This window comes from Rania fehmarnensis, assembly GCF_056494185.1.
Window position 1 is genome coordinate 4321820 of the sequence record NZ_CM151398.1, and the last position, 22340, is coordinate 4344159.

Consider the following 22340-nt stretch of genomic DNA (forward strand, 5'->3'; position numbering starts at 1 on the left):
AGGAAAACATTACGAAACTCTGGGCACGACCGCTTGCTGCCGTCGCAAAACCATGGCTCATGTGTGTTATCACGTGACAAGGGGAACGGCTCGGTCGGAAGAAATCTTGTGACGGGATTGGTTGGCCCCGACTTCTGTTGAGTTGTGAGCAAGCATGCGACAATTGCCTCCCAGATTTCTTCTCGCGATGGAAACGGATGCGAGTCGTTCAGGTTTCTGATTTGCCGTCGACGAACGAGCAAGTTGTCGCGATGTTGTTCCACGAATCGGCGGACTTTGGCGACTTCATCAGGTTTGACCGTCAATACTAGACGCATACAAACTCACCGCTTCCAATACCCACTATCATCCACCAAATCCCGCATCGGCACTCGCTCCAGCTAAGCGCCGTTTAAAAATTGTCGCAGAGAGAAGTTAACGAGTTGTGGAACGCCGATTGCAACTGTAAAAAGCTCTACTTGACTGCTCGATGACAATTCAAGCATTTGATTCGACCAGGCTGCTCTTTGACAACGCGCAGACGACCGGCTGGTCGAACTGTCCATCGAAGTCGATTCCCGCGCTGGAGATCGAGAAGTACGTCGTTCAGCATATCCGCAGCATTGTCCAGGATCCGGCGCTGACTGCATCGACGATTGAAGAGGAGCGAGGGAAGAAGTGGAGGCGCTGGACCGGGAACTGGCTCGGCTGAAGAAGGACGTCGCCGCATGGACCAAAGAACTACCATCCGCTCCAACCAACCGACAAACAGACCTACACGAACGCCTTTCCGCAGCCGAGCAACGAGCCACCGAACTCCACGAAGCCAAAGCCGCCGTCGTCATCATCGACCCCGAAGAAGCGTCCAAAGCACTGTCGGAATTCGATGACCTGTGGGCCACGCTAACGCCCCAGGAACAAACTCGGGTCGTTGAGCTACTTGTTTCCGGATCGACTACAACGGCCGTTAAGGACGCCTCGTCGTGGCTTTCAACTTGACCTATAGCTATACTTCACGCCGTATTGCCGGGTGCAGAAAAACATCGGGAACAATTCGATGCAACCGAGTTTTCGATCGTGTCAACTTACTAACCAATCAAACGCTCGAACCGGCTGATCGCAAACGTTACCGGGAAGACGGGATTAAGAATCCGTGCGAATCCAGAACCTTCCAAGGCCGACGCGATTCATGTTTTGGTGTACAGCGCCGTTCATCGTCCTGACGCTAGCGCTCCTGCCCTTTCTTTCGAATCCTGTCGGGTTGCCTGGATGGATAGTATTGGGGGCATTCGAAGCACTCGCCACCTTCACACTCTTCGGTCTATATGATTCTCGTCGCTTCAATTGGTGCTGGCGAATCGTCGGCGGCATTGTCTTTGTTGGCTATTTCGCATATCTCATTTTAATGATCGTATCAGGCCAATGGTTCGGCGATGGACGTCGCTCGTCAACCACAGCGCTCAAAGCTTTATTTGGACTTATTGTTTTTGGCTATCCCGGCTTCAAGTATGCTGCGTTCGGTCGGTTTACTCGGTTGGCTGAATCCGATGAACTCGATTACAATGACGAACGTGACGATGCTGGGATGCCGGAACGTGATTCAGAAGGCCGGTAACCAACCGTTGCACCCAACCCCGCGTTCAGGTGCTTCTGAAATAAATTACCTTCATCTCGCGGGCTGGGTGAACGGAGTCGTTACCCCACTGACTTGCGACGGGACCGATTGATCTCGCTAAGAATTGCAATGCGATGCCGCACGTCAAAATAGATCCAGTGCTAATCGAGCATGCTCATGTGCTCAATGGGATCGATGCCGCTGATCCCAGCGCGACCGCACGGTACGATGTGATGTCCGATGCATTGATTTGGTCAGACGAAACCACATTGGACATGCCTGTCGAGCTGATCTGGTCGTTGCGTATGGTCTTCAACCTTCGTACGCACTTGATCCGGGGTACAAAGATGGATGACACCACCATGTGGGACTGCTACACTTCAACTTTTCCGCGATGGATCGGCTTCGCTCCGAACAGACGGGCGGCTACACCGGATTTGCTTGATTTGTATCGGCGCGGTGACGTTTCGACGCGATGGTGTCTTCGACGGATGGAACGAGAATCGCAATCCAACGGCGGGTAACCATCGCATGTAGTGGAGGCGGCGGTGGCGACCGTTTGGGCTATGGTTGAAACTTTCGCCGCCCGCTGAACCGTGCCGTTTGGCTGGAGAGTAAGTTAAGTGGATCAACTTGAGAAGTGGCGTGACAGGCTCAACACAGCCGTTCTTGTACTGCCTGGACAGTGGTTCGGGCTAATGGCGTATTACTGGTTGAGGTTCTACCCGCCGACAAGGCCCTTTCATTTCGAAGTGCCGGTTCCTTCCGGCTTTGTTTTTCTCATGGGATGTGCGGTATCGTGCCTCCCGTTCTTTCTGCCGCAATCGTATTTCATACCTCGCAGTTTTGAATACGGAGGTTTCTATCCTAGACTCGGGTTACGATGGTTTCGCTACCTCGCAACGGATGGTGATTTGATAAACCGATTTTTGCGACGAATCGAGCCTACCTATCGCGTCATCCACGACCGCGCCTCGTTGCTGAAGCATCTTAATGGCACATACTCCAATGAACGATGGCATCTTGCATTCTTCCTGGCCGGAACCTTGACGGTGTTTCATGCATTTTATTCGAAACAATATTTTATAGGCATGTTGATACTTGGAACGAACCTAGTCTTTAACCTGTTTCCCGTGTTTCATCAACGGTATAAACGCGTTCGCATGCGTCGATACGCAAAGAACAACAAAGCAATCCTATAAGAGTCTCAATGGCCGACCATCTAGAGGATTAGACCCTGCGATGATCGAACAGTAGCTGGTGACCACTCGCTGAGTAACGTCTTTGCGATGACTAGAACCTGAAATGAGCGCATGATTGTCTGCAAAACTGAAGTCCATTTTTTGATCCTGTCAGGATGTTGATTTTCGTATTCGGGAATTCTCACCACACAAAGTAGTCTTGCATACCTAGCATGAACGCATCAGCCCACTGTCATCAGGCGCTCCTCGATTGGTGATTCCATTTTCCGGATCTGAATCTGGATTCGCCGCACAGCTGGCGTTAGTCTCGCACATGAAAATCAGACCTTTTCGGTCTGAAACGAGACCCTGTTAACTCCCCAGTTTAGCTGTTAAAAGAGAGTCAGAAAGTTCGATACCTCGCGCATAGGTACCGATCCCAACCCGATGGGTTTGGTTCGGGGTCCCGAGAGCAACCCTCTTCGAACTTTTGAGGCGCGAGACTCGCAGAACCAACGAATTTGTTGGTGGAAACGAAAAACGCCCGAGAGCTGTTTAACAGCTCCAGGCGTTTAAACTTGGGTAGTGAGATTTCGGCACTTGGAAGCCAAAGCTCCCCGAACCCAACCCTCTTCGAAATCTGGCGCGAGAGATAACGCATTTGCAAGGGAAAAGGTGTGGTGGCGGCGTAGCGGTGGTCTGCAGCCGGAGAACCGGTGGTAGCAAACTCGCGCTGGCTGTTAACTGGCGGGTTGGTTTTTCCGAACGAGAGGAAAGGTTGCAGCGGGTTAACTGGGGCGCGCATACCGAGATTCGACGCGCACCAATCCCGAACGACTTAGCGCAACCATTGAATGAGATTTCCTACCACGTCAAGTTTTTCTCTGATGACTTCGCGACTTCCGATCCAAAGATTTTCATATTGAACGAAGTAGTTGGCGAACGACTCCGCAAAGTCTTCAAATGGACTTTCTTTAGCATATTCCGATGTATAACCTTCGCCACCTGCCCGCGCTGCTAAGAAGTTTCCCCAAAAAGGGTTGTCTTCAGCCTCGTGAAGTGTATCCCAGTTATGGCCAATTTCGTGGCACAACACCAATTCCGGATTCCACCAGTTGGATGGGTCGAATGCCAATTGATACATATTTATAGTACCGTCGCTGTCATTATCGCCAAGGGTGTTTGCTTTGTATCCTTGTCTGTAAAAGCGGAGCGGTGCCTCTGTGTGGGACAGCCGCAACAGTCTGTTATTGCCAGTTGCAGCTACAAGGTCATTGAAAAGGCTTCCGGCCCTGCGAATTTCGGAATCGCCCCAACTCATTTGAGCGTCGATAAACAGCAACAACGCATCGTCACTGTCGCGATCCTCCATGGTGTCACCCCTGTACGATGTGAAGGAAGGATGCTCTTCTGCATTAACCAAAAATCTGTCGAAGCCACCACCGCCATTGAGCGAGTCACTACCTTCAGCTCCAAAGAGTCCATCGTTCCCTGAATCTCCAAAGAGAATGTCATTCCCTGAGCTGCCATCCAGCTGATCATTTCCGGGTCCACCATAAATTTTGTTATCACCACTGTTGCCAAAAATGTAATCGTCCCCGATTCCCCCTTGTACCTCCTCTAGAAATGCGCCGACTTCATCAATTGCCGGAATTACTAGCCGAGACTGGGAATAAGCGATGTTAAGTCGTTCTGTCAATTTCACAGTAACGCTGATGGACATAGCCGAAAAATCTAATTTATCCCAACCGCCGTCTCGGCTCTCCAGTATTGAATCGAGTTCGAAAGTATCTAAAGGGACGTCGTCGAACCAGTACGTGTCATCACCTTGGCTCCCAACAAGACGATCACCACCGGAACCGCCATTAAGTACGTCATTGCCACTTGACCCCAGCAACTGGTCATTCCCGGCACCACCACTTAACACTGTAATCACGTCGCTCGCGATGCTCGTTAACGTATCATCTCCGTCGCCCCCCAGGAGCTCGACGCTGGTCAGTTTCACTGTAGAACCGGCTACATGAACGTAAGGCCACTTAACAGGCGCACCGCTGGATAACTGAGAAAGGTCAATTCCCTTGTCGCGGATGTAGATGTACCCGTCATTTTGAGCAACACTCAACTCATTGTTGCTGTCGGTGCCAGCCACCTGCAGTACCTTCCCGTCCTCAACCCAAATCATGTCAACATTCGGACTGCCATCTAGGACGTCATCGCCTGCGTCCCCGAATAGGCCATCGCTGTAATTGCTACTCGACAATGTGTCGGCTCCCGCACCACCGTGTGCAATGAGCCTAAATCCCGAAGTATTCTCAACCTTGTCATCGCCACCGAGCGCTGAAATCTCCACTTGGCTAGGTGCCCACAAACCACTACCAAACATTTCGGTCCAGTTCACCTGCCCCGCTGAACGCGTTAGGAGCTTAATACGGTCGCCATTGGGCACCATCGAAAACTCATCGGAACCAACAGTTCCCTCAATCACCAAACTAATACCCTGCCAACTCAAGTTATCGATCTGCTTGCTGTTGTTAAGAGTGTCGGTACCAGGACCACCGGTTAGAAAATCAGCGGCATTACCGCTGCCTTGAATCGTGTCATTCCCGTCGCCTCCATCGAGGACTGTAAGAATATCGCTGGCGATGGTCGTGAGCGTGTCATCACCGCCATCCCCGTACACTTCAACACGGCGCAGTTTGACATTCGATGACGGGATGGAAGTGTAGGGCCATTTGACCGTCGCGCCCGAACTGGGAAGCACCAGATCCTTGACCCCGTCGCGAATCAGAATAAAACCGTCGTTTTGTGCGACGTGGATGGAATTGCCAGCTTCGGTTCCATGGACTTGAAGTACATAATCGGCCTCTACCCAAATGGAATCGATGTTCGGACTGCCATCTAGGACGTCATCGCCTGCGTCCCCGAATAGGCCATCGCTGTAATTGCTACTCGATAATGTGTCGGCTCCCGCACCACCGTGTGCAATGAGCCTAAATCCCGAAGTATTCTCAACCTTGTCATCGCCACCGAGCGCTGAAATCTCCACTTGGCTAGGTGCCCACAAACCACTACCAAACATTTCGGTCCAGTTCACCTGCCCCGCTGAACGCGTTAGGAGCTTAATACGGTCGCCATTGGGCACCATCGAAAACTCATCGGAACCAACAGTTCCCTCAATCACCAAACTAATACCCTGCCAACTCAAGTTATCGATCTGCTTGCTGTTGTTAAGAGTGTCGGTACCAGGACCACCGGTTAGAAAATCAGCGGCATTACCGCTGCCTTGAATCGTGTCATTCCCGTCGCCTCCATCGAGGACTGTAAGAATATCGCTGGCGATGGTCGTGAGCGTGTCATCACCGCCATCCCCGTACACTTCAACACGGCGCAGTTTGACATTCGATGACGGGATGGAAGTGTAGGGCCATTTGACCGTCGCGCCCGAACTGGGAAGCACCAGATCCTTGACCCCGTCGCGAATCAGAATAAAACCGTCGTTTTGTGCGACGTGGATGGAATTGCCAGCTTCGGTTCCATGGACTTGAAGTACATAATCGGCCTCTACCCAAATGGAATCGATGTTCGGACTGCCATCTAGGACGTCATCGCCTGCGTCCCCGAATAGGCCATCGCTGTAATTGCTACTCGATAATGTGTCGGCTCCCGCACCACCGTGTGCAATGAGCCTAAATCCCGAAGTATTCTCAACCTTGTCATCGCCACCGAGCGCTGAAATCTCCACTTGGCTAGGTGCCCACAAACCACTACCAAACATTTCGGTCCAGTTCACCTGCCCCGCTGAACGCGTTAGGAGCTTAATACGGTCGCCATTGGGCACCATCGAAAACTCATCGGAACCAACAGTTCCCTCAATCACCAAACTAATACCCTGCCAACTCAAGTTATCGATCTGCTTGCTGTTGTTAAGAGTGTCGGTACCAGGACCACCGGTTAGAAAATCAGCGGCATTACCGCTGCCTTGAATCGTGTCATTCCCGTCGCCTCCATCGAGGACTGTAAGAATATCGCTGGCGATGGTCGTGAGCGTGTCATCACCACCATTGCCAAGGAGTTCGACCCTAGTCAGCGTAACGTTTTCGCCCGCTATAACGTGGTACGGCCACCTTACTGAATCCCCTGTTGAGACCTTGTACAAGTCTTTTCCGTCATCCCTTAGGTAGATGTAGCCATCGTTTTGCGCGACAGAAAGAGCATCTGCTTTGTCTGTGCCTCCAACTCTTAGAGTTGAGCCAATGACAATAATGCTGTCGACGTTATTGCTTCCGTACAACAGATCATCTCCGCTTTCACCGAACAACGAGTCTTGAGCAGTATTTCCGGACAGATCATCGTTGCCCTCCCCGCCCGCAATTGCCATTGGCACTTCGGAGAGATTTACTAAGGTATCGTTTCCTTTGAGGCCATTTAATTCGACTACCTCAATACCAACGGATGGGAACAGAATTGTCCGAACATCGAAGTTGGATACAACGATTTTGAACACACCGTCTTGTTGAAGACGCTGAACAAAAACTGCGTCATTGAGAACAGTAGCATTAATTATCAGTTTTGCGCCGGCCTTCGTGACAGTTGCCAAATTGACAGTTGCCAGTTGCCGAATAAGCTGATCGGTCGTAAGTGCACCTGAGGCAAATGCACTTGAAGATTCAACGATCAGCGCAAGCAATGTTTCTTGCTCCGATGCTGTAAGGAACTTGCTAGCCTCGCCCATGATTTGTTCTGGTCGGTCGGCGACACCTCGGTTCACATTGATCATGTTGATGACTAGCAACGCGTCGATAGGACTAACGGTACCGTCGCCGTTTACGTCGTTGCTCTCGGTAATCGAGCTTTGAGTGTTAACGGCGTTTACGACAAGTAATGCATCGATCGCAGTTATGCCGCGATCACGATTGGTATCCGCTCTTATTGAAGACAAATCTAGAAGTGGATTTCCTTCAAGTACGCACCGTGACTCAAGGGATTCCACTGCCAACAGTCGCGTTGGCTTTCGAGATGTCTCCATGATGTAGATTCCGTATCCTAAGTTTCGCAAGTGTAATTGCAACAGCGCCATGTTGCAGCGTTAGCAGCGTGGTGACGAATCTGCATAACCAACAGGGCGATTTTGGTGCTTCTGTTCGCAAACATTGTGTCGATTGCGGCGGGAGCAGAACAGGAAAGATACCGGCAATATAGGCATCAATTGTCCAGGGCCTACTTTTTGGACAGCTGTGAATAAACCAGCCGAGGGTCCCAAAAGTCCCACGCGTCACCGAATTTCTCACCGACCACATGGACCCAACTCGCTCCGTTGACAGTGACGCGTTTTCCTGTTGATTGCAAATCAGTCCAAGGTCCGGTGTGAGTCATTTCCACATGCCACTTACATACGATGAACGACCCGAAGTCGACCGTGTTGGTTACCACAAAAACAAAATCGCTGAAGGAACCGCGGAAATTCTCGATTCGCTTCTTCATTTCGTCGCGATCACAAACCACGCCGGCTTCATGATGAAAACGAAATTGCGGGGAAAGGTGTGACTGAATTACCGAGTAGTTTTCATGATTCCAGACCTGCTCTAGAAACTCTTTAGCCCGCGCTGCCATTGTGGACACTGGTTGATTGCTAACATCATGGCGTTCTAGTGATACGCAGGGAATACCAAGCTCCTTCGCGATCAGCTCACTCGATTTCATCGAGATCGACTTTCCTGACTCGGCTAGACGAATCAGTCGAACGCTAAGGCCTGTCCGGAAGGCGAGGTCCGCTTGAGTGAGGGCATTGGCAGTCCTGTGAACTCGTAGTAGCTGGCCATGAACTTTAACTGACTTCGCTACAGATTCCGAAGTTGGCCCTGGAAAGTCCTCGACTTTCGACGAGCAAGCAGGAAAATCCCACGCCTCTTCGATTCGATCGTCGTTGATGCGAACGCAGGTCACCCCAAACTGCACCGCATCACTCGGCACGTGAGACGGGGTCGGCAACAACCCCCAACTCGCCGCGGCGTATTGACCCGATCTACGCGTGCCCAGAATAGTAGGGGATAAGAACTCACACGACTTCCTCACAGCTGAAATGCGATGTTCGACTTCGGCAAGGCCCAACAGCGTTCCAAGTTCACAAAAGTAAACAACTTGATCTGAAAACAAATCGTTCAACGCGTGGTCGTCACTTGAGCTAAACATATACTTGAGAAGGCGATCAAGAACCGCAGAGTTTTCAGTTGTAGAAGCTAACCCTTGGGCCTCCATCAACTGTGTAGGTGATAACGACGACATCAGCTCCAGATTGAATACATCACAAAGGGCTCTGATAGAACTTAGCTGAATAGGCCGCCCTGCCTCTGCACTCCGAATTGAGCGGTCAGTTAGCCCTGATCGAGCTGCCAGTTCTTCTTGAGTCCAACCACACCGACTCCTTAGCTCTCTTAGCATCGATCCACGTATTCGCTTGGACCTTCCAGGTACGTTCGGATTCGACATCATTCGTATCAGATTGGTGACGAGCCACAAAGCAAAATAAGGAAATCTCCACGCATTTGCATTTACCCGCTGCAGAGTTGTGAAATCGCGATAGAAATTATAACCTAGCCACTAATATACCACCACCAAACCACCCATCACTGGTTTGGAAGTTTTTTGTGTTCGTTTGAAGTCTATTTTCACATTCCGGAGGTTCAAATGGCACGCTCTCCCGCACATCCATGAGCGCAAAGCCAAGCAGATTCTGCCCGCGCCACTGGGTAGGTTCTTGTGCACGAGGGTTATCGGCATCGAGTCCGATGCCCCAGATTTGATCGCGTGGTGCAGCTTTCGACTAGGACTGCGTAGCCGGTCGACAAGAGGAAGTTTCGCAGATAGCCGTTCTGGCTGAACTTGCGCACGTTGCCTTCTGCGACGATAGCCCTGGCGTCGGCCTTCCGCACTTTCATTGAGCCGCGACTTCAACGAATCGTTGAAGCAGTGTCGAGTAGTAATCTGGATCGATAACTGCAGTGCCTGGAAAGACCTCGCTGATGCGGGCAATGAGCGGGTTAGTTTTTCCGAATGGAAAGAAAACGGGCGAAGAGTTAACTGGGGCGAGAGTCTGCAGCGAATGATCCCAACTGGTGTCTAGTCCCGGAAATGCGGACACTTGCCGATTGACAAAGCAATGCTCTCAAGCCCAAACTGCGCAGTTGAAGAGTGGTAGAACTCTACACTCTTCGAGGGTCGAACACTAGTTTGGCGAGAACGCGTGAACATTGAAGCGTCAACGAAAAACGGGTCCAGGGACCTGGTAACAATCATCAACAACGACACTCACGCCGCAGTGGCGTACTGGATCGGGATGCTGATCGGCCTGGGCGTTCTGATGGTCTGGTTGTGCGCTCACGGGCCGGACCATCCGGCCTGTGCGCTAATACTAACTCTTTGGACGTTTATTCTAACGCCCGGACTGGCCGTCCCGGTTTTGAAACGTTTGCCTTCCTCTTGGCATCGCGTCCCGTCGGGCGAGCACTTACTCCACCGCATGCTGGGAGTCAGCATCTTCGGCTGGCTGCTTGAGCGCTCCGGATGGAATCGCCGCAACGTCTATCCCGCGTGGGAGTTGTCAATTACGAGAACCCGCTTAACCCTTCGAGCGCTGGCTGCGCGAGGCGGTGCAGGTGCGCACGGAGCCTGCTTTGTAATCCACATGTTGTTCGCTGCTCTGGCGGTTTTCACCGGGCACCCGTGGGGCGCACTTTGGATGCTGTTGCCGGGTGTGCTCGTTCATCTCTACCCGGTGCTTCTACAGCGCTCCATCATGCTTCGACTCCAACCTCTGTTAGATAAGTGCGCTCGCACTCCCTCAACTTCCAAAACTCGCGCTGGCTGTTAACTGGAGGGTTAGTTTTTCCGAGCGGGGAGAAAGTGGTGGGCGGGTTAACAAGGACGCGAGTCTAGCAGGATACCATTCGCCACACACTTCTTTCCATCGAAAAGCCGGAACCGGTTGCCTGGCACTAGTACGTCCTGTGGAGCTTCGTCGGCAAGGAAGTAAACGTCGGCTTACTGGAACTTCGTTTCCTCAACCAGAACGGCTTCTCGGTCAGACACGAGCAGCTTGAACAAAATTGGCCTACGAAGCGCTAGGCCGATCCAAGCGACCACTCCGACCAGAAGCTGAACTTGCCATGGTTCGGCAATTCGAAGGTGCGTCATGATCGCGCCACCAAGATAGCCGGTTATCAAGATCGCACCCAAAAACGAAGTGCGAGGAATCACGTAGAGCAGAGTTATACAGATCTCCAAAACTCCAAGTTTGGGAAGCAAGGCGACGGGCACGCCAAGCGTTGCCATCGCTTCATCCTTGCCGGGAAAGTCGAGGAATTTTGTAACTCCGCTCATCAACAGCATCGCCGTGACTAGGCCCGTCAAGACCCACCCAATGATTCGCTGTGTTTTCGGAGACATGAGATGAAACCTTCTGTGATGGCGGAGTACTTGGATTAATTGCTCAATGATAGTCGAACTGAACACGGTGGAATCGACAAGGCGGTACGGATCTTGAACTTCTTACCAGCTTAGATGCGTTTGATTTGGGTGGGGCGGTCGAGCATGGCGTTACTTGTTAGGCAGATTTACTTCGTTTGATTCGTCTAGGCCGGTAGCCACTAGTGCAGCATGCACCTCAGTGAATCGTTGATAGCGGGCGACCCGTCCTTTTCTGACCACGAAAAGAGATGCTACTTCCGCATGGCCGGTCTCCGTGAGGTGCCAAGTGCATCGTTGCGCGAAAACTGCGGAGTCGCCATAAGCGAATGCGCGGATGTTCTCAAGGGAATGTTTGCTCGTTCTAACCATTCTTTGAGAACGGTCGTGCCATGAACGCTGCCACGTGGGCCTACGTGGAACGTGAGGTTTCGTTGATGGCAGAGATGAAGGTCAGCCAGCTGCGGGAAAAGTACCAGGACGTGTTCGGCGAGGACACGCGCACGAACAACAAATCGTGGTTGATCATACGGATCGCTTGGCGGATGCAGGCAAATGCACTGCGCGGCCTATCCGAGCGTGCCCGACGTAGGGCCGCAGAACTAGCCAACGACGCCGACATCCGGGTGATCCCGCCCAAAGGCCAAGTATCGATCCCGATAGCGCCACGCGCCGCCGTGGTGGGACTGACGCCGGGGACGGTGATCACGCGGGAATACAAAGGTCGGACGCTAAGGGTGAAGGTTCTGGAAGATGGCATCGAGTTTCAGGGCGAACGTTTTTCGTCGCTATCATCCACCCAATCCCGCAGCGGCACCTTCTCTAGGACTGCGCCGTTTGGAAATGGTAGCAGAGCGAAGTCGCCGTCGATGGCTATCAGGCGTGTGCGTCGTCCGAGGCAGGAGCGAAGTGACAGCGGCACTTCCTGGCCGTCAACTAGCTTTGCTCTCTCCACGACTGCTTCTCCTTCGAACCAGAACTCTTGTGGCTTCCGACGCATGGTGACTTCGGCGACTCAGCGACAATTTCAGTTGATGCGTCGAGACAAGGATCGATTTTTCGACACTCTCTCGCGGAAGTGTCAAAAAGTAGGTGACAAATGGCCTGTCTCGATCGATTAGCTACTGGCGGAGCTAATCACAGCTTGGTTGATCCGAAGGGAAGACAGCGAGCAAGGATTTACAAGAAATTGACGTGGCAATCGATCATCGACGAACACGGCGAAGCGATTTTCCGAATCGCATATCGACTGCTGCGATCCGTCCATGATGCCGAAGATGTTTCGCAAGAAGTGCTCCTGGAGGTGTTCAGGATGCCAGAAATTCCGGACGCATCTCTGCTGAGGCGCGTTGCCGCTTTCCGAGCGATTGACCGACTTCGTCAACGCGTTGCAACCGTGCCGCTTGACGACGATATCAGTCAATTCGAGTCTCGGTCGGTCGAAAAGGCCATTGAAAACGAGGAAAGTGCGGATTTATTGCGGGAAGCGATTTCGCGGCTGCCTCCACAGCAGTCTCGATGCTTTTGGTTGCGATATGTCGAGGGTCTAACAAATCAAGAAATCGCGGTAATCGAGGCGATCAGCGAAAGCAGTGTTTCGACATCGCTTTGCAAGGCACGAAAAAGTCTGCGCAAATTGTTTACTAACAAACCGGAGAATGCACATGAGTAGAGCTACCAACGGCCGTGCTGCCATAGTCGTCCAGAACGGTGAAGAACTCGAACCAGCGATTTGTTCGGCCCTCGCTTCGCTTCTTGCAACCGAACCAACACCTGCTGAAGTTGATTGTGCAATGAATCAATTACATTCGGCTCGCGATTCCATTTCTGTCCCTGTTCAAACCTCGGCCCCACTGGCTTCAATTTACGCCAGCACTAATCCATGGCTGATGGTGGCTGCAAGCTTGTTGGTTTTCTGCATTTGTGGCATCGCGTCGACAGAGGTCTGGGCACAGGTAGCCGAGGACTTTTCTGATCCAGTGAACGAACCACGACCGTTGAGCACACTTGCAGAAAGGACGTCAGACTCGTCGCAGCAAAAAGGTGATATGGGCTACGCTCTTAGACTTTTATTGATCGCCCACGTAACAGTGCTAATGCTTGGTCTTGGAGGAATGGCAGTCACTTGGATGATTGCCATTTCCCGCTGCTTCCTTGATCATTGGCGAAAATCGCGACCGCAAGGCTCTTCTTCCTCAACTCAGCTGAGAATCCTTTTCTCTTCAGCGATATTATATGCTGTGGGGATTATTCTTGGGGCTATTTGGGCTCAAGCCAATTGGGGCCGTTTATGGAGCTGGGACCCACGTGAGACGTTCGGGCTGTTTACTCTAGCGTTTGCAGTACTTTGGATGAAAACTATTGATAAGCCAATCCACTCCCTACCGAACAATTGCCGTTTTTCTGCAAATTCCGCTTCGATAGCAACCATCGCTCTAGGCGCGATTGTATTGATGCTAGTTTTGGGAAATCGATATGCCGCAGCCTTGCATTCATATGGACTACCCGAGCTAACATTACCTAACATTGTGTTTGGCTTATTTGCAGGTTGTTTGGTTGTAATTTGGACATCCTTCGCGCTTTGCACACGATTCGGTCCGAGGATTTCTGACGCCTAGTAAGACGTTCTTTGAAAGTGTGCGCAAATTCGCGACTTCCACCTAAGACAGCCCTGACCTCGTTTCGCTGAGCGTGTTCAGTGTGGAGGCCCGATTCATCTCAGACTCCTGCTCGACAGAAGCGTTCACAGCGGGAGCTGAAAACTATTCTTAAACAGTATCTTTTCGATTTAAGTCGCCCGACCATGTGCTGACTGAGCCAGCCTATTTTCGATTCAGGATTTGTCGAAATACATCAGCGCAAGCAATGCCGAGTAGCCAGCCCAAACATATCGAGCCTTTTCCTGGCTGCCTAACAAGTTTTGAAGCTTGACCGCATCGGTTTTGGAATCACCACGAACGCGGTGATACTCTAAGAACTCGTAGATCGGCGGGATTGTTAGCCAAAGGCCCAAGATTAGCTTTCTAGCGAAGATTTTTTCTGGTGTTGGAAAGAACCAAACGGTCAACACCGCCAGAGTACCAAAAATAAATCCTGCAATTTGATGAGGCGGTATTTTTTGCACTTGACGTACCTTCACTGAAATAATTGACTGTCACGAAAGACTCCACCACTAGTTTCATTGCGAGTCCCACACTTCCGCCAACCTCACCGCTGCCTCAGCCGCCCGCTGCTGAGCAATGGAGCCAGCCGCTTGGAGATACGCCACGTAGCGCCACCGACACTGGCTCCATGACCTCAGGTGTGTAGACGTGCTGGATAGCTTGTCCCCGGCTCTCAGCCAACCACTGTTCCACACCGCGGACGAAGCTCAGCACTAGGCATCTCCCTTGCCCGTCGATCCACGTCAGCCTCATCCCACTTCGGACCCAGCAAACCATCCCAAAGCGCATGCAGGTTCTTGCGTTGGCGGGTCTTGATCTCGTTAGCACCTCGATCGCCTTCTGGAAAGACGCCTTCCACGTACAGCGAACCAGCATGACATGGCTGATGCGCGTCGGCAACTAGGTGCGCGACCCAGCAGAGTGCGATGGCGCGTTCAGAGTCGGGTTTCGTCTTGTCGTGGAGGATTCGCGCGCAGAGGTTCAGCCCCTGACCGATGTGGAGAGAATTGGTCTCCAGTGTGGCGTCGGTTGGGAATTCGCACGAACGCTCGTGCACCTCGCAATTTCCGACCACCACACAACCGCCCAGTTGATAGTGCCAATCAGGCCTGTTGTACTCTGGCTGGTTACGAGCAACGTCCGGCCAGTAGCCAGCGCGACCGATCAACCACTTGTCGGCGTTGCGGACGTTCTTCGGTAAGCGGAAGTCTTGCTCGAAGCGCGGGTGCGCGTTCAGGATGCGGATTAGCTCTGCCTGCTGTTCCTTCGGCAGCTTCCTGAAAGCCATGACCGCTATCAGGTGGTGGCCGCCTTCGGACCAAGCTTGGGCTGGAAGTGGCGGAAGGATCAGGAGGAGAGCTAGAATTAGGCAGAGTGTAGTTTTCATGATGGCGTCGATTATAGCTTTTAGGGGATGCCGATGGTTATACCTATAGACGCCGACGGGAACGATCCACTTCAAAGCCAGGGTCGGAAGTGGGTTCGTATGGAGTGACTGTCATCGGCGGGTCCTGGCAGAATGGTCGTTGGGCCGGCCTCAAGCTAATCATACAGTTACATCCAGCCCACGGTCGAGACGTCCAATGACGACTCGCTGGAACGCCTAATCAAAGAAATCCTTGACGCGGAGTTTCGACCATGCCCTTCACCGCCCACCACCACGGCACCGACAAACTAGGCCTCGCCGCTCTCCTCGATGCCTTCGCCAACGACCAGTGGATCGGCGAGCACTACAGTGATGAACAGGTGTGTGAGGAACTAAATCGATTCAGGCGGTTGGTGGTGGCGGATCTGGTGCTACTCGATTTGAAAATTCACGCGACTGCTGACTAGTCTCAACTCACGGGGTGGCCTGACATCTTGTGCGTTCCTTTGAAGTGGTATCCGCCATGGCAACTCTCGGAGTCTTCTCGTGTTGTATGCTCCACGTGATCCTGTGGACCGTGGGCAACATGTTTACGGTGAAGGCGCACCTTCGCGTGACAGTGTGTACGCCGTATTGCTTCGCCATCTCGTACTTCGCCTCAGCATTTGCTGGGGCGTCTTTTTGTTACAACTCGCATGCACTCAACGAACAAATTTCAGTATGGACTCAGTCACTGTAGCGCGAGTTCGGCATTGTGATTCTTTCGATCCCAGAAGCCAAACCTGGTCCCCAAAAGATAGCGATTATTGAAATACCCAAATAAAGGACAACGTGCTTTGCTCTCGTCAGTCGCCACGAGAAGACTACCAGGGGAGTCCAAAGCATCAACTGATAACAGGTAAAGTAGAAGGCTACATTTTTATTACTCAACGAAAAAGCTTCTGAGCGCCTCGGCAGTGCTACCTGCGGCTTGTCATCGCAGACCCGTAGCCGCAGTGCCGTACGAGCCTAAACGATCTGCGATTGTGGGGGTCTTCCCCTGGCAGCATCGGATTTTCATGACTACAGTGAGCTGCTCACTTTCTTAAGTTTCTTGTTCCTTCGGAAACTAGCAATGAGTTCAAGGCACTTGGGGCGCAAGCTTTCAACAGAGACGCTTGAAGAACGTTTAAATTTCGCAAACTTCGGCTTCGATTCGCGAATTCAGATTCCTGATCGCATGCTCGACAATCCGGTCGACAGCCTTGGCAATATTGCCGCGTTTTCGGGAATCGGACAAGTCATAACTGACCGCAACGGTGATCGCGATTTTACGGGAACTGACACCGCTGGTACAGCTTTTTTGGTCCGGCCAAACTACGCAATGACCGCTGCACACGTTGTCTATTCTCGCAATGAAAACGGACAACTGATTACGTCACAAGCTAGCCAAATGTTCATTCGCTTTGGCTGGAATGGGTTAGAAGCGTTTGGTGGAGTCGTCGGTGTAAAGCGAATTCTACTGCCCAATGAATGGAAAAACTATGTAACTTTGGACGAGGGACATAGAAACGGTCTAATAACCGAAAGTGCCGCACTGTTTGACTACGCCTTCCTCGAACTCGACCAAAATATAAAGTCGAACACACTGGTTTCATTCTATCCAGTGCCTGCGACCACAGTCGAGTTGGTGAACGAAAGCATTGACGATTCGTCAGCTCCCTCAGGTACAAACCAACTTTTTGTATCAGGTTACCCAGCAGATACGCCATGGAGCAATCTCAATTATCCGCAGGTCGTCTCAACGGGCCCAGCACACTTCACGTCCAATGGCGTAATCAAATCCGATGCACGAGATTACTCCATCCCTAACCCGTGGTCCACCTTGATACCAAGGTTGGTTGGTGAAACCAATTCTGCATACAATCTTCGAACTCAACAGTTTCGCCTAACGTCTGGACTAGATACCTACAAAGGGATGAGTGGTGGTCCGCTATGGGTATGGCACGACAGCTCGAGTGGTCGTCAGGAGTATCAATTTGTCGGACTCGTATCCAATAGTGGGCCGTCGGGTAACATCTACACGCCCGTCACCACGCGGATGGTTACTGATTTCAATTCGGTGGCCGGCATATCTGGTTCAGGGATTCACTTTGCTACCGCGCCGGCCGAAGCCGTGGAAGATCGTGCGATCATCGCCAGTTACGACGAGTTGTTTGACACGCACAACGATTTTGCGCCGACCGGCGTGGTCGGTTTGGTTACCGATAGTGGCAACGCCATACACAATAATAGCTTCGTAATCAGGTTCACTCCGTACAACCGGGGGCAGCGACTAGCCGAGACTGTAGTCGTTGACTTCTATGCATCGCTTGACGAGACCTTAGATCCAACAACGGACATTTTGCTGAGGTCCTATAACTTCAGCAATGGAGTTCTCCCACAGTCAAGTGGAAGTCTTGATTCGACGATCCGACTTTTTATTGAAGATGATTTTCCGCACTTAACCAACTTTCATCTTGGTTGGATCATAACAACAAACGCTGACCCAGGTGCTGATCGAGGATTCTACCCAGGGACTTTTTCAGTCGACTGGGCACCGACCATTCTGCTTAAACGTGAAATGACATTCACACCGGGCTTCTTAGACTTTACTGGTGGCGACTACATCTACAGTGGGGAAACCAGCACGGTGATTCCAGTCGTCCTATCGGACCCCGGCGGCAACGTCAACACTGTTACTCTACAGGCTTATGCCATGTCCGACGCATCATTCAGTCAGCCGCTCGATTGGGTTCAATTTTCAGGTACGGGAAGCATTAGAGGCGTAACGCTATCGCCCCCAAACGGCTTTTCAGAGACGGCTGTCCGGATAATAGCAACCGATGAACAAGGAAGCAGAAATGGCGTTTTCATTCCGATAACAGCGCCGCCACCCAATTATCCACCACTGGTTGCCCCGATTGATGACATAACCTTGAAAGTCGGAGAAGACTTTTCGTACCAAATCCAAGCGAGCGATCGAGAGAGAACCGCACTGACCTATGGGCCGCCGTGGAACGGGGTTGATGAAACAACGGGTGTGATTCAATTCACCGCGCGAGAAGATCAGGTCGGGACCTCGTTTTGGGTTACCGTAAATGTAACCGATAGCGGCTCGACACCAGCTACATCCAACCGCCGATTCTTAGTCACCGTAGTAGAAGCAAACCAATTGCCAGTCATAACTGGCATCGAGGACAAATCTGTATCGGTGGGCCAGTTCTTGAGTTTCCACGTCGTTGCTACGGATGCGGATCGACCAATGGATCAATTGACTTATTCGGCAGACAAATTGCCCAATGGGGCAACGTTTGACCCAGCGACGCAGATCTTCAGCTGGACGCCGTCTTCCGATCAAGGCGGAGAGCATTTGATTACCTTTGTCGTTAGCGATGGAAAAGGTGTTTCCAGCCAAGATGTAGTCATAAGCGTGACAGGTGCTAACCCGTGGCACAACTTTGCCGCCCCCTTGGACGTGAACGCTGACGGGGTCGTCGTGCCACTTGATGTGCTCCACGTGATCAATTGGTTAAATTCAAACTCTACAAGCCAGCCACCGAGTGGTAGTAATACAACTTCACTGTTTTTTGACGTGAGCGGAGATGTTTTCATAACAGCTATCGATGCACTCTTAATTATCAACTTTTTAAATAGCCGAACGTCTGGAGAAGGTGAGCTAATTGCTGTGGACACGATGAACGCCGCGCCAGCAGACGAGTTTTTCAGGCAGCTTTCGATAGATGTCAATAAACCGATTTCCAATCGTAAGAGCTTGCTGCATCGCCGATGAAAATGAGGTTAGGCCGCAGAAATTTAAAACACATAGAAGGCCAGCAATTGGCTTGGAACTAGCATTACGGCGAAGAATACCGAACCTTCATTGCCTTGGCTCACCTCCTATCCCGCAATCACCGTTGACTCTCCCGCCACCGCTCCCGATCAATCCAGGGGCTCTTGCGGGGCTCCCGACGCGGCTTGGGCTCCGACTTAGGTTTCTCCTCCTCCTTCACCAGCCGCACTCCCAGGTAATGCGCCATGGCGCAGGCGTAAGACAATGCATCGAACCAGTGGTTGGCCTTTCGGATGCGTTCCCACTTCGTGACGATGCCCGTGCAGGCAATGAACTCCTCGGTCTTCTTCTCAGCTGTTAAGTGCTTAGCGAACGCCAGCTGGTCAGTGGGTGTGCCCAGGGCCGAAGGCCCGACATAACCTTAGCCGGTGGCGCAGCCACCGGTTTCGTGCTTATGGTGTTGGATGCCGATTGGCTCGCCGCTCACTCCGCTGGGCGATCACTTGATGGTGGCGTGATCGGTACCGGCGGTTGACACCGCCGGCTAGGGCTATACCGGCCCCTCGGGCCTGGTCGCTTGGTTGCGCCAAGTCGACTGCTTCGAGGAACAACTAATCTGATGCTGCTTGCAAGCGAAGTTGGTTGGACCAGACCGATTAAACTAGCGAAATAACGGGGTCAGGTCTCATTTACTGGCCGTCAACCGTAATGGGGCATATCTAGACCTAACTCAGTTGATCCGCGACTGACTTGACCTTGCCCAGCAAAAAGTTAACCACGCGAGAAGTTGAGCGGATGCTCGCTGAGTCACGAAAATGAGACCTGACCCCGTATATTCACCGCTTCCAATACCCACTATCATCCACCAGATCCCGCAGCGGCACTCGTTCCAGCCGAGCGCCGTTTGGAAATTGTAGCAGAGCGAAGTCGCGTCGATGGATACTAGGCGTTGGGGGTTATGTCTCAATCGTCTTTGTCGCAATTTGCGTATAGGAGAAGCGTTCCGTTGGCATTCGTTCCATGCCACCCCACGGGCAGATATCCACAACAAATCAAATCGCACCATTTTACGAATTCCATGGCACCTTCTGGTTCAAAGAACAATTGCGCGCATGCCCATTCTATTATCGTCGTAGTGATCGACACAAATTCCTCGTACTCTGCCAACTGAGTACCATCAAATTTCCTGCGCACTAGATCTTTGGCGGGACCACCCACCACACGCAAGCCATACCCAAGAGAGTCTATGTGATAGCCAGCAGCATCCAGCCTTTGCCTAATATGATATGCAATCGCAAATATCACCTCTGACAGTCGACTAAGCTCTTGTGGCAAATCATTAACCGTTTTGCAACCGCTTACGTATGTTAACTCTTTGCCTGCGCGCCAATCAGCATTTTCGAGCCGATCGAAGAAGGCGATTAGCGAAGGTACCATCGAAAACTGGTGACTTTGATACAAAGCTATTGAAGCCTTGATGCCTTCCGCTGATAGGATGTTACCCGAATAGTTTTCTACGAGCCGAATGGGCAAGTTATCACACTTAATTCTATTGGCCAATAAGAATAGCTCGTCTAGCTGAACGAAAAAGTTCGGAAGATTGACTGCGTCAAGCGTCTTCAAGTAGATACCGGTACCATCTTTGGCCGCCACCTTCAATTCACTCGTGCTTATATCAGACCTTTGCGAGCGTAATGCTCTCCAAATCTCGGCTGTGCGAACTAAAGTCCCATTATCCACATCGAGGAACGCATGAACGTAAACGCCACTCTTCAAATAGGATGATTCTGTGTTCATAACAGAGCGAAAACTCTCGTCGCGATTTCAGGTCGAGTAAGGTAATGAGGCACTTCAGTCTTTTTCGAAGCGTGGGTGCGTTTTGAGGATCCGGATCAGCTCGGCCTGCTGACTTTTCTCTAGCTTCCTGAACGCCATGACCGCTATCAGGTGGTGGCCGCCTTCGGACCAAGCTTGGGCTGACAGTGTTCCGAAACGACGAAGCCGCATGAGCATAAACTCTTGGCCATCTATCGCAAGCGTAATGTACTCTTTGTCACAGTTGTGGCCCCCTGGGGGATACTCTTCAATTACTTTGGCAGCGAATCGTTCGATTAATTGGACAACGTTTACATCCAAGGCCTCGTGAGAATCGTCTGAGGTCAACTCCAGCCACACGCTGAACCTCCGCCCCATCCAGAGATAGGGTGGCTCAGGCTTTGCTGTGCGACGTATCAATGCCAGTGGCCATCCCATTGTCTGCTACCACCTAACCCTCCGTCGCCAGTAACGCCGTTGTCGTCAACTATCAAAGTGACGTCGACAGTAGCGCCAGCGACTGGTTGCAAATCGTCGTCAGCCAACACTAGTAAACTGATTTGATATGACTGGCCAGTCCGACGATCATCGGTCTTGCCCTTGGCAACACTTACCTTTTCTCCGATTGGATCGCGTTGCAGTTCCAAGTAGATAAATCCCTTGCCAGGTTGAACGGGTGGCCGCGACTGGGGAGTTTCGAGTTCTATTGCCCTACCGTGATAACAAATCCGCAGGGAGTCATTCTCGAGGGAATAGGACCCCAGATACGGGAGAGCTGTTCGAATATCGGGTCCAGAGTCCGTGTCCCAGATATCGATCCTGTCGTCCGGGATGGCCGGATCACTTCCACTTGTTTGAAATGGAAAACGCCAGGGTTTTCACTGCAATTGCGACTTTGTTGATATTGTCTGTTCTTTTCTCAGTACAAGACGCGCAGATGAGCGCGGTTGGCGCAAATGTGTAGGAATGACTCGTTAATCGAGAACTCGACAGAACCAAATCCCACCGTCCCAAAGATCAATATCTTTCGCTTCAAAGTTCATGATCAGAGTTTCGTTGCCTCGTTTGTAGACAGGTGCCCTCCACACCTGGCGTCCTGGGTTTTCCCCGTCGTCCAAGTCATCCCCCTCTAAGACAATCTGGGCCGTTTCCTCGGTTTCGTTAATTTCGATTTGAACGGAAATCCAAGGCGATTTCACATAGCCTTGAGTCCCATCTTCGCGTTCTTCACGGAACCGATCAGGTGGCTGACATTGGAAACTCAGTCGGCCTTCGTCAGTGGCGACGATATTCTTCACTCCCCATTTGAAACGTCCTTCACCGCAATAAATCATTGTCATCAATTACTTCTCCCAATAGTAATGCAATGTCGCGACTAAAAAGGATACACAACTGACACCGCGTCCTGTTACGTGATCCTTCGGGAATTTTGGGCAATTCTCGCGGATCG

General features: G+C 51.7%; 21 protein-coding genes and 2 pseudogenes. 11 read left to right on the top strand and 12 right to left on the bottom strand.

The genetic code is table 11. The features are described from left to right. Positions 1–469: 469 nt before the first annotated feature. The 5 genes from SH573x_RS14590 to SH573x_RS14610 all read left to right on the top strand — a co-directional run bounded on the left by SH573x_RS14590 (position 470) and on the right by SH573x_RS14610 (position 2796). Positions 470–691: a hypothetical protein gene (locus tag SH573x_RS14590; RefSeq protein ID WP_479356184.1), complete on the top strand. Its 222-nt coding sequence runs from the start codon at positions 470–472 to the stop codon at positions 689–691. Next, the gene (locus tag SH573x_RS14595; RefSeq protein ID WP_479356186.1) at positions 658–978 is read left to right on the top strand and encodes a hypothetical protein; all 321 of its coding nucleotides are present in this window, start codon (positions 658–660) and stop codon (positions 976–978) included. The genes SH573x_RS14590 and SH573x_RS14595 overlap by 34 nt, the downstream gene beginning before the upstream one ends. 154 nt (positions 979–1132) lie before the next feature. Continuing rightward, the gene (locus SH573x_RS14600) at positions 1133–1594 is read left to right on the top strand and encodes a M48 family metalloprotease (protein WP_479356188.1); all 462 of its coding nucleotides are present in this window, start codon (positions 1133–1135) and stop codon (positions 1592–1594) included. 134 nt (positions 1595–1728) lie between these two features. Beyond that, positions 1729–2118, top strand: coding sequence for a hypothetical protein (locus SH573x_RS14605; RefSeq protein ID WP_479356189.1), 390 nt, complete (start codon positions 1729–1731; stop codon positions 2116–2118). A 258-nt stretch (positions 2119–2376) separates the two neighbouring features. Continuing rightward, positions 2377–2796 (top strand): glycosyl-4,4'-diaponeurosporenoate acyltransferase CrtO family protein, encoded by a 420-nt coding sequence (locus SH573x_RS14610; protein ID WP_479356733.1) that lies wholly within the window; start codon positions 2377–2379, stop codon positions 2794–2796. Positions 2797–3613: 817 nt separating this feature from the next. On the opposite strand, the gene SH573x_RS14615 is transcribed toward SH573x_RS14610, so the two are convergent. The 4 genes and pseudogenes from SH573x_RS14615 to SH573x_RS14630 all read right to left on the bottom strand — a co-directional run. Then, positions 3614–7852, bottom strand: coding sequence for a dockerin type I domain-containing protein (locus tag SH573x_RS14615; RefSeq protein WP_479356191.1), 4239 nt, complete (start codon positions 7850–7852; stop codon positions 3614–3616). A 140-nt stretch (positions 7853–7992) separates the two neighbouring features. Further along, entirely contained in the window at positions 7993–8475 is a 483-nt protein-coding gene (locus SH573x_RS14620; protein WP_479356735.1) for an ester cyclase, read from the bottom strand. Positions 8476–9069: 594 nt separating this feature from the next. Then, positions 9070–9264: pseudogene (locus tag SH573x_RS14625) on the bottom strand (helix-turn-helix transcriptional regulator); the annotation flags it as partial. Positions 9265–9358: 94 nt separating this feature from the next. Then, positions 9359–9580: pseudogene (locus SH573x_RS14630) on the bottom strand (NADAR domain-containing protein); the annotation flags it as partial. A 711-nt stretch (positions 9581–10291) separates the two neighbouring features. Between SH573x_RS14630 and SH573x_RS14635 the strand changes: the two are divergent. Beyond that, positions 10292–10642 carry a glycosyl-4,4'-diaponeurosporenoate acyltransferase CrtO family protein gene (locus tag SH573x_RS14635; protein ID WP_479356737.1) on the top strand — a complete coding sequence of 117 codons (351 nt, stop codon included), beginning with the start codon at positions 10292–10294 and terminating at the stop codon, positions 10640–10642. Between the two features lie 170 nt (positions 10643–10812). On the opposite strand, the gene SH573x_RS14640 is transcribed toward SH573x_RS14635, so the two are convergent. Beyond that, positions 10813–11217, bottom strand: coding sequence for a DoxX family protein (locus tag SH573x_RS14640; protein ID WP_479356193.1), 405 nt, complete (start codon positions 11215–11217; stop codon positions 10813–10815). A gap of 410 nt (positions 11218–11627) precedes the next feature. On the opposite strand from SH573x_RS14640, the gene SH573x_RS14645 reads away from it, so the two are divergent. The 3 genes from SH573x_RS14645 (at position 11628) to ccsA (ending at position 13853) form a co-directional block, all read left to right on the top strand. Beyond that, entirely contained in the window at positions 11628–12356 is a 729-nt protein-coding gene (locus SH573x_RS14645; protein ID WP_479356194.1) for a DUF2924 domain-containing protein, read from the top strand. A gap of 68 nt (positions 12357–12424) precedes the next feature. Then, entirely contained in the window at positions 12425–12907 is a 483-nt protein-coding gene (locus tag SH573x_RS14650; RefSeq protein ID WP_479356196.1) for an RNA polymerase sigma factor, read from the top strand. Further along, on the top strand, positions 12900–13853 hold the full coding sequence (gene ccsA / locus SH573x_RS14655; protein WP_479356198.1) for a cytochrome c biogenesis protein CcsA: 954 nt from the start codon (positions 12900–12902) through the stop codon (positions 13851–13853). Before SH573x_RS14650 ends, ccsA begins: the two co-directional genes overlap by 8 nt. Before the next feature lie 215 nt (positions 13854–14068). Here the strand turns inward: ccsA and SH573x_RS14660 are convergent, their stop codons facing one another. Both SH573x_RS14660 and SH573x_RS14665 read right to left on the bottom strand, forming a co-directional pair. Next, positions 14069–14374, bottom strand: a complete 306-nt coding sequence (locus SH573x_RS14660; protein WP_479356199.1) for a hypothetical protein — start codon at positions 14372–14374, stop codon at positions 14069–14071. A gap of 197 nt (positions 14375–14571) precedes the next feature. Beyond that, positions 14572–15285 (bottom strand): S1/P1 nuclease, encoded by a 714-nt coding sequence (locus tag SH573x_RS14665; protein WP_479356201.1) that lies wholly within the window; start codon positions 15283–15285, stop codon positions 14572–14574. A gap of 251 nt (positions 15286–15536) precedes the next feature. On the opposite strand from SH573x_RS14665, the gene SH573x_RS14670 reads away from it, so the two are divergent. After that, positions 15537–15731 carry a hypothetical protein gene (locus SH573x_RS14670; RefSeq protein WP_479356202.1) on the top strand — a complete coding sequence of 65 codons (195 nt, stop codon included), beginning with the start codon at positions 15537–15539 and terminating at the stop codon, positions 15729–15731. Between the two features lie 2 nt (positions 15732–15733). On the opposite strand, the gene SH573x_RS31625 is transcribed toward SH573x_RS14670, so the two are convergent. Next, positions 15734–15898 (bottom strand): hypothetical protein, encoded by a 165-nt coding sequence (locus SH573x_RS31625; protein ID WP_494485604.1) that lies wholly within the window; start codon positions 15896–15898, stop codon positions 15734–15736. 480 nt (positions 15899–16378) lie between these two features. On the opposite strand from SH573x_RS31625, the gene SH573x_RS14675 reads away from it, so the two are divergent. After that, a complete protein-coding gene (locus SH573x_RS14675; RefSeq protein ID WP_479356204.1) occupies positions 16379–19075 on the top strand; it encodes a putative Ig domain-containing protein in 2697 nt (898 codons plus the stop codon). 963 nt (positions 19076–20038) lie between these two features. On the opposite strand, the gene SH573x_RS14680 is transcribed toward SH573x_RS14675, so the two are convergent. From SH573x_RS14680 to SH573x_RS14695, 4 genes are all read right to left on the bottom strand, one after another. Then, complete coding sequence (locus SH573x_RS14680; RefSeq protein ID WP_479356206.1) at positions 20039–20872, bottom strand: hypothetical protein; 834 nt, start codon at positions 20870–20872, stop codon at positions 20039–20041. Between the two features lie 54 nt (positions 20873–20926). After that, positions 20927–21328 (bottom strand): hypothetical protein, encoded by a 402-nt coding sequence (locus tag SH573x_RS14685; RefSeq protein WP_479356207.1) that lies wholly within the window; start codon positions 21326–21328, stop codon positions 20927–20929. Further along, a complete protein-coding gene (locus SH573x_RS14690) occupies positions 21307–21537 on the bottom strand; it encodes a hypothetical protein (protein WP_479356209.1) in 231 nt (76 codons plus the stop codon). Before SH573x_RS14690 ends, SH573x_RS14685 begins: the two co-directional genes overlap by 22 nt. A 327-nt stretch (positions 21538–21864) precedes the next feature. After that, positions 21865–22230, bottom strand: a complete 366-nt coding sequence (locus tag SH573x_RS14695; RefSeq protein WP_479356210.1) for a hypothetical protein — start codon at positions 22228–22230, stop codon at positions 21865–21867. Between the last annotated feature and the right edge of the window lie 110 nt (positions 22231–22340).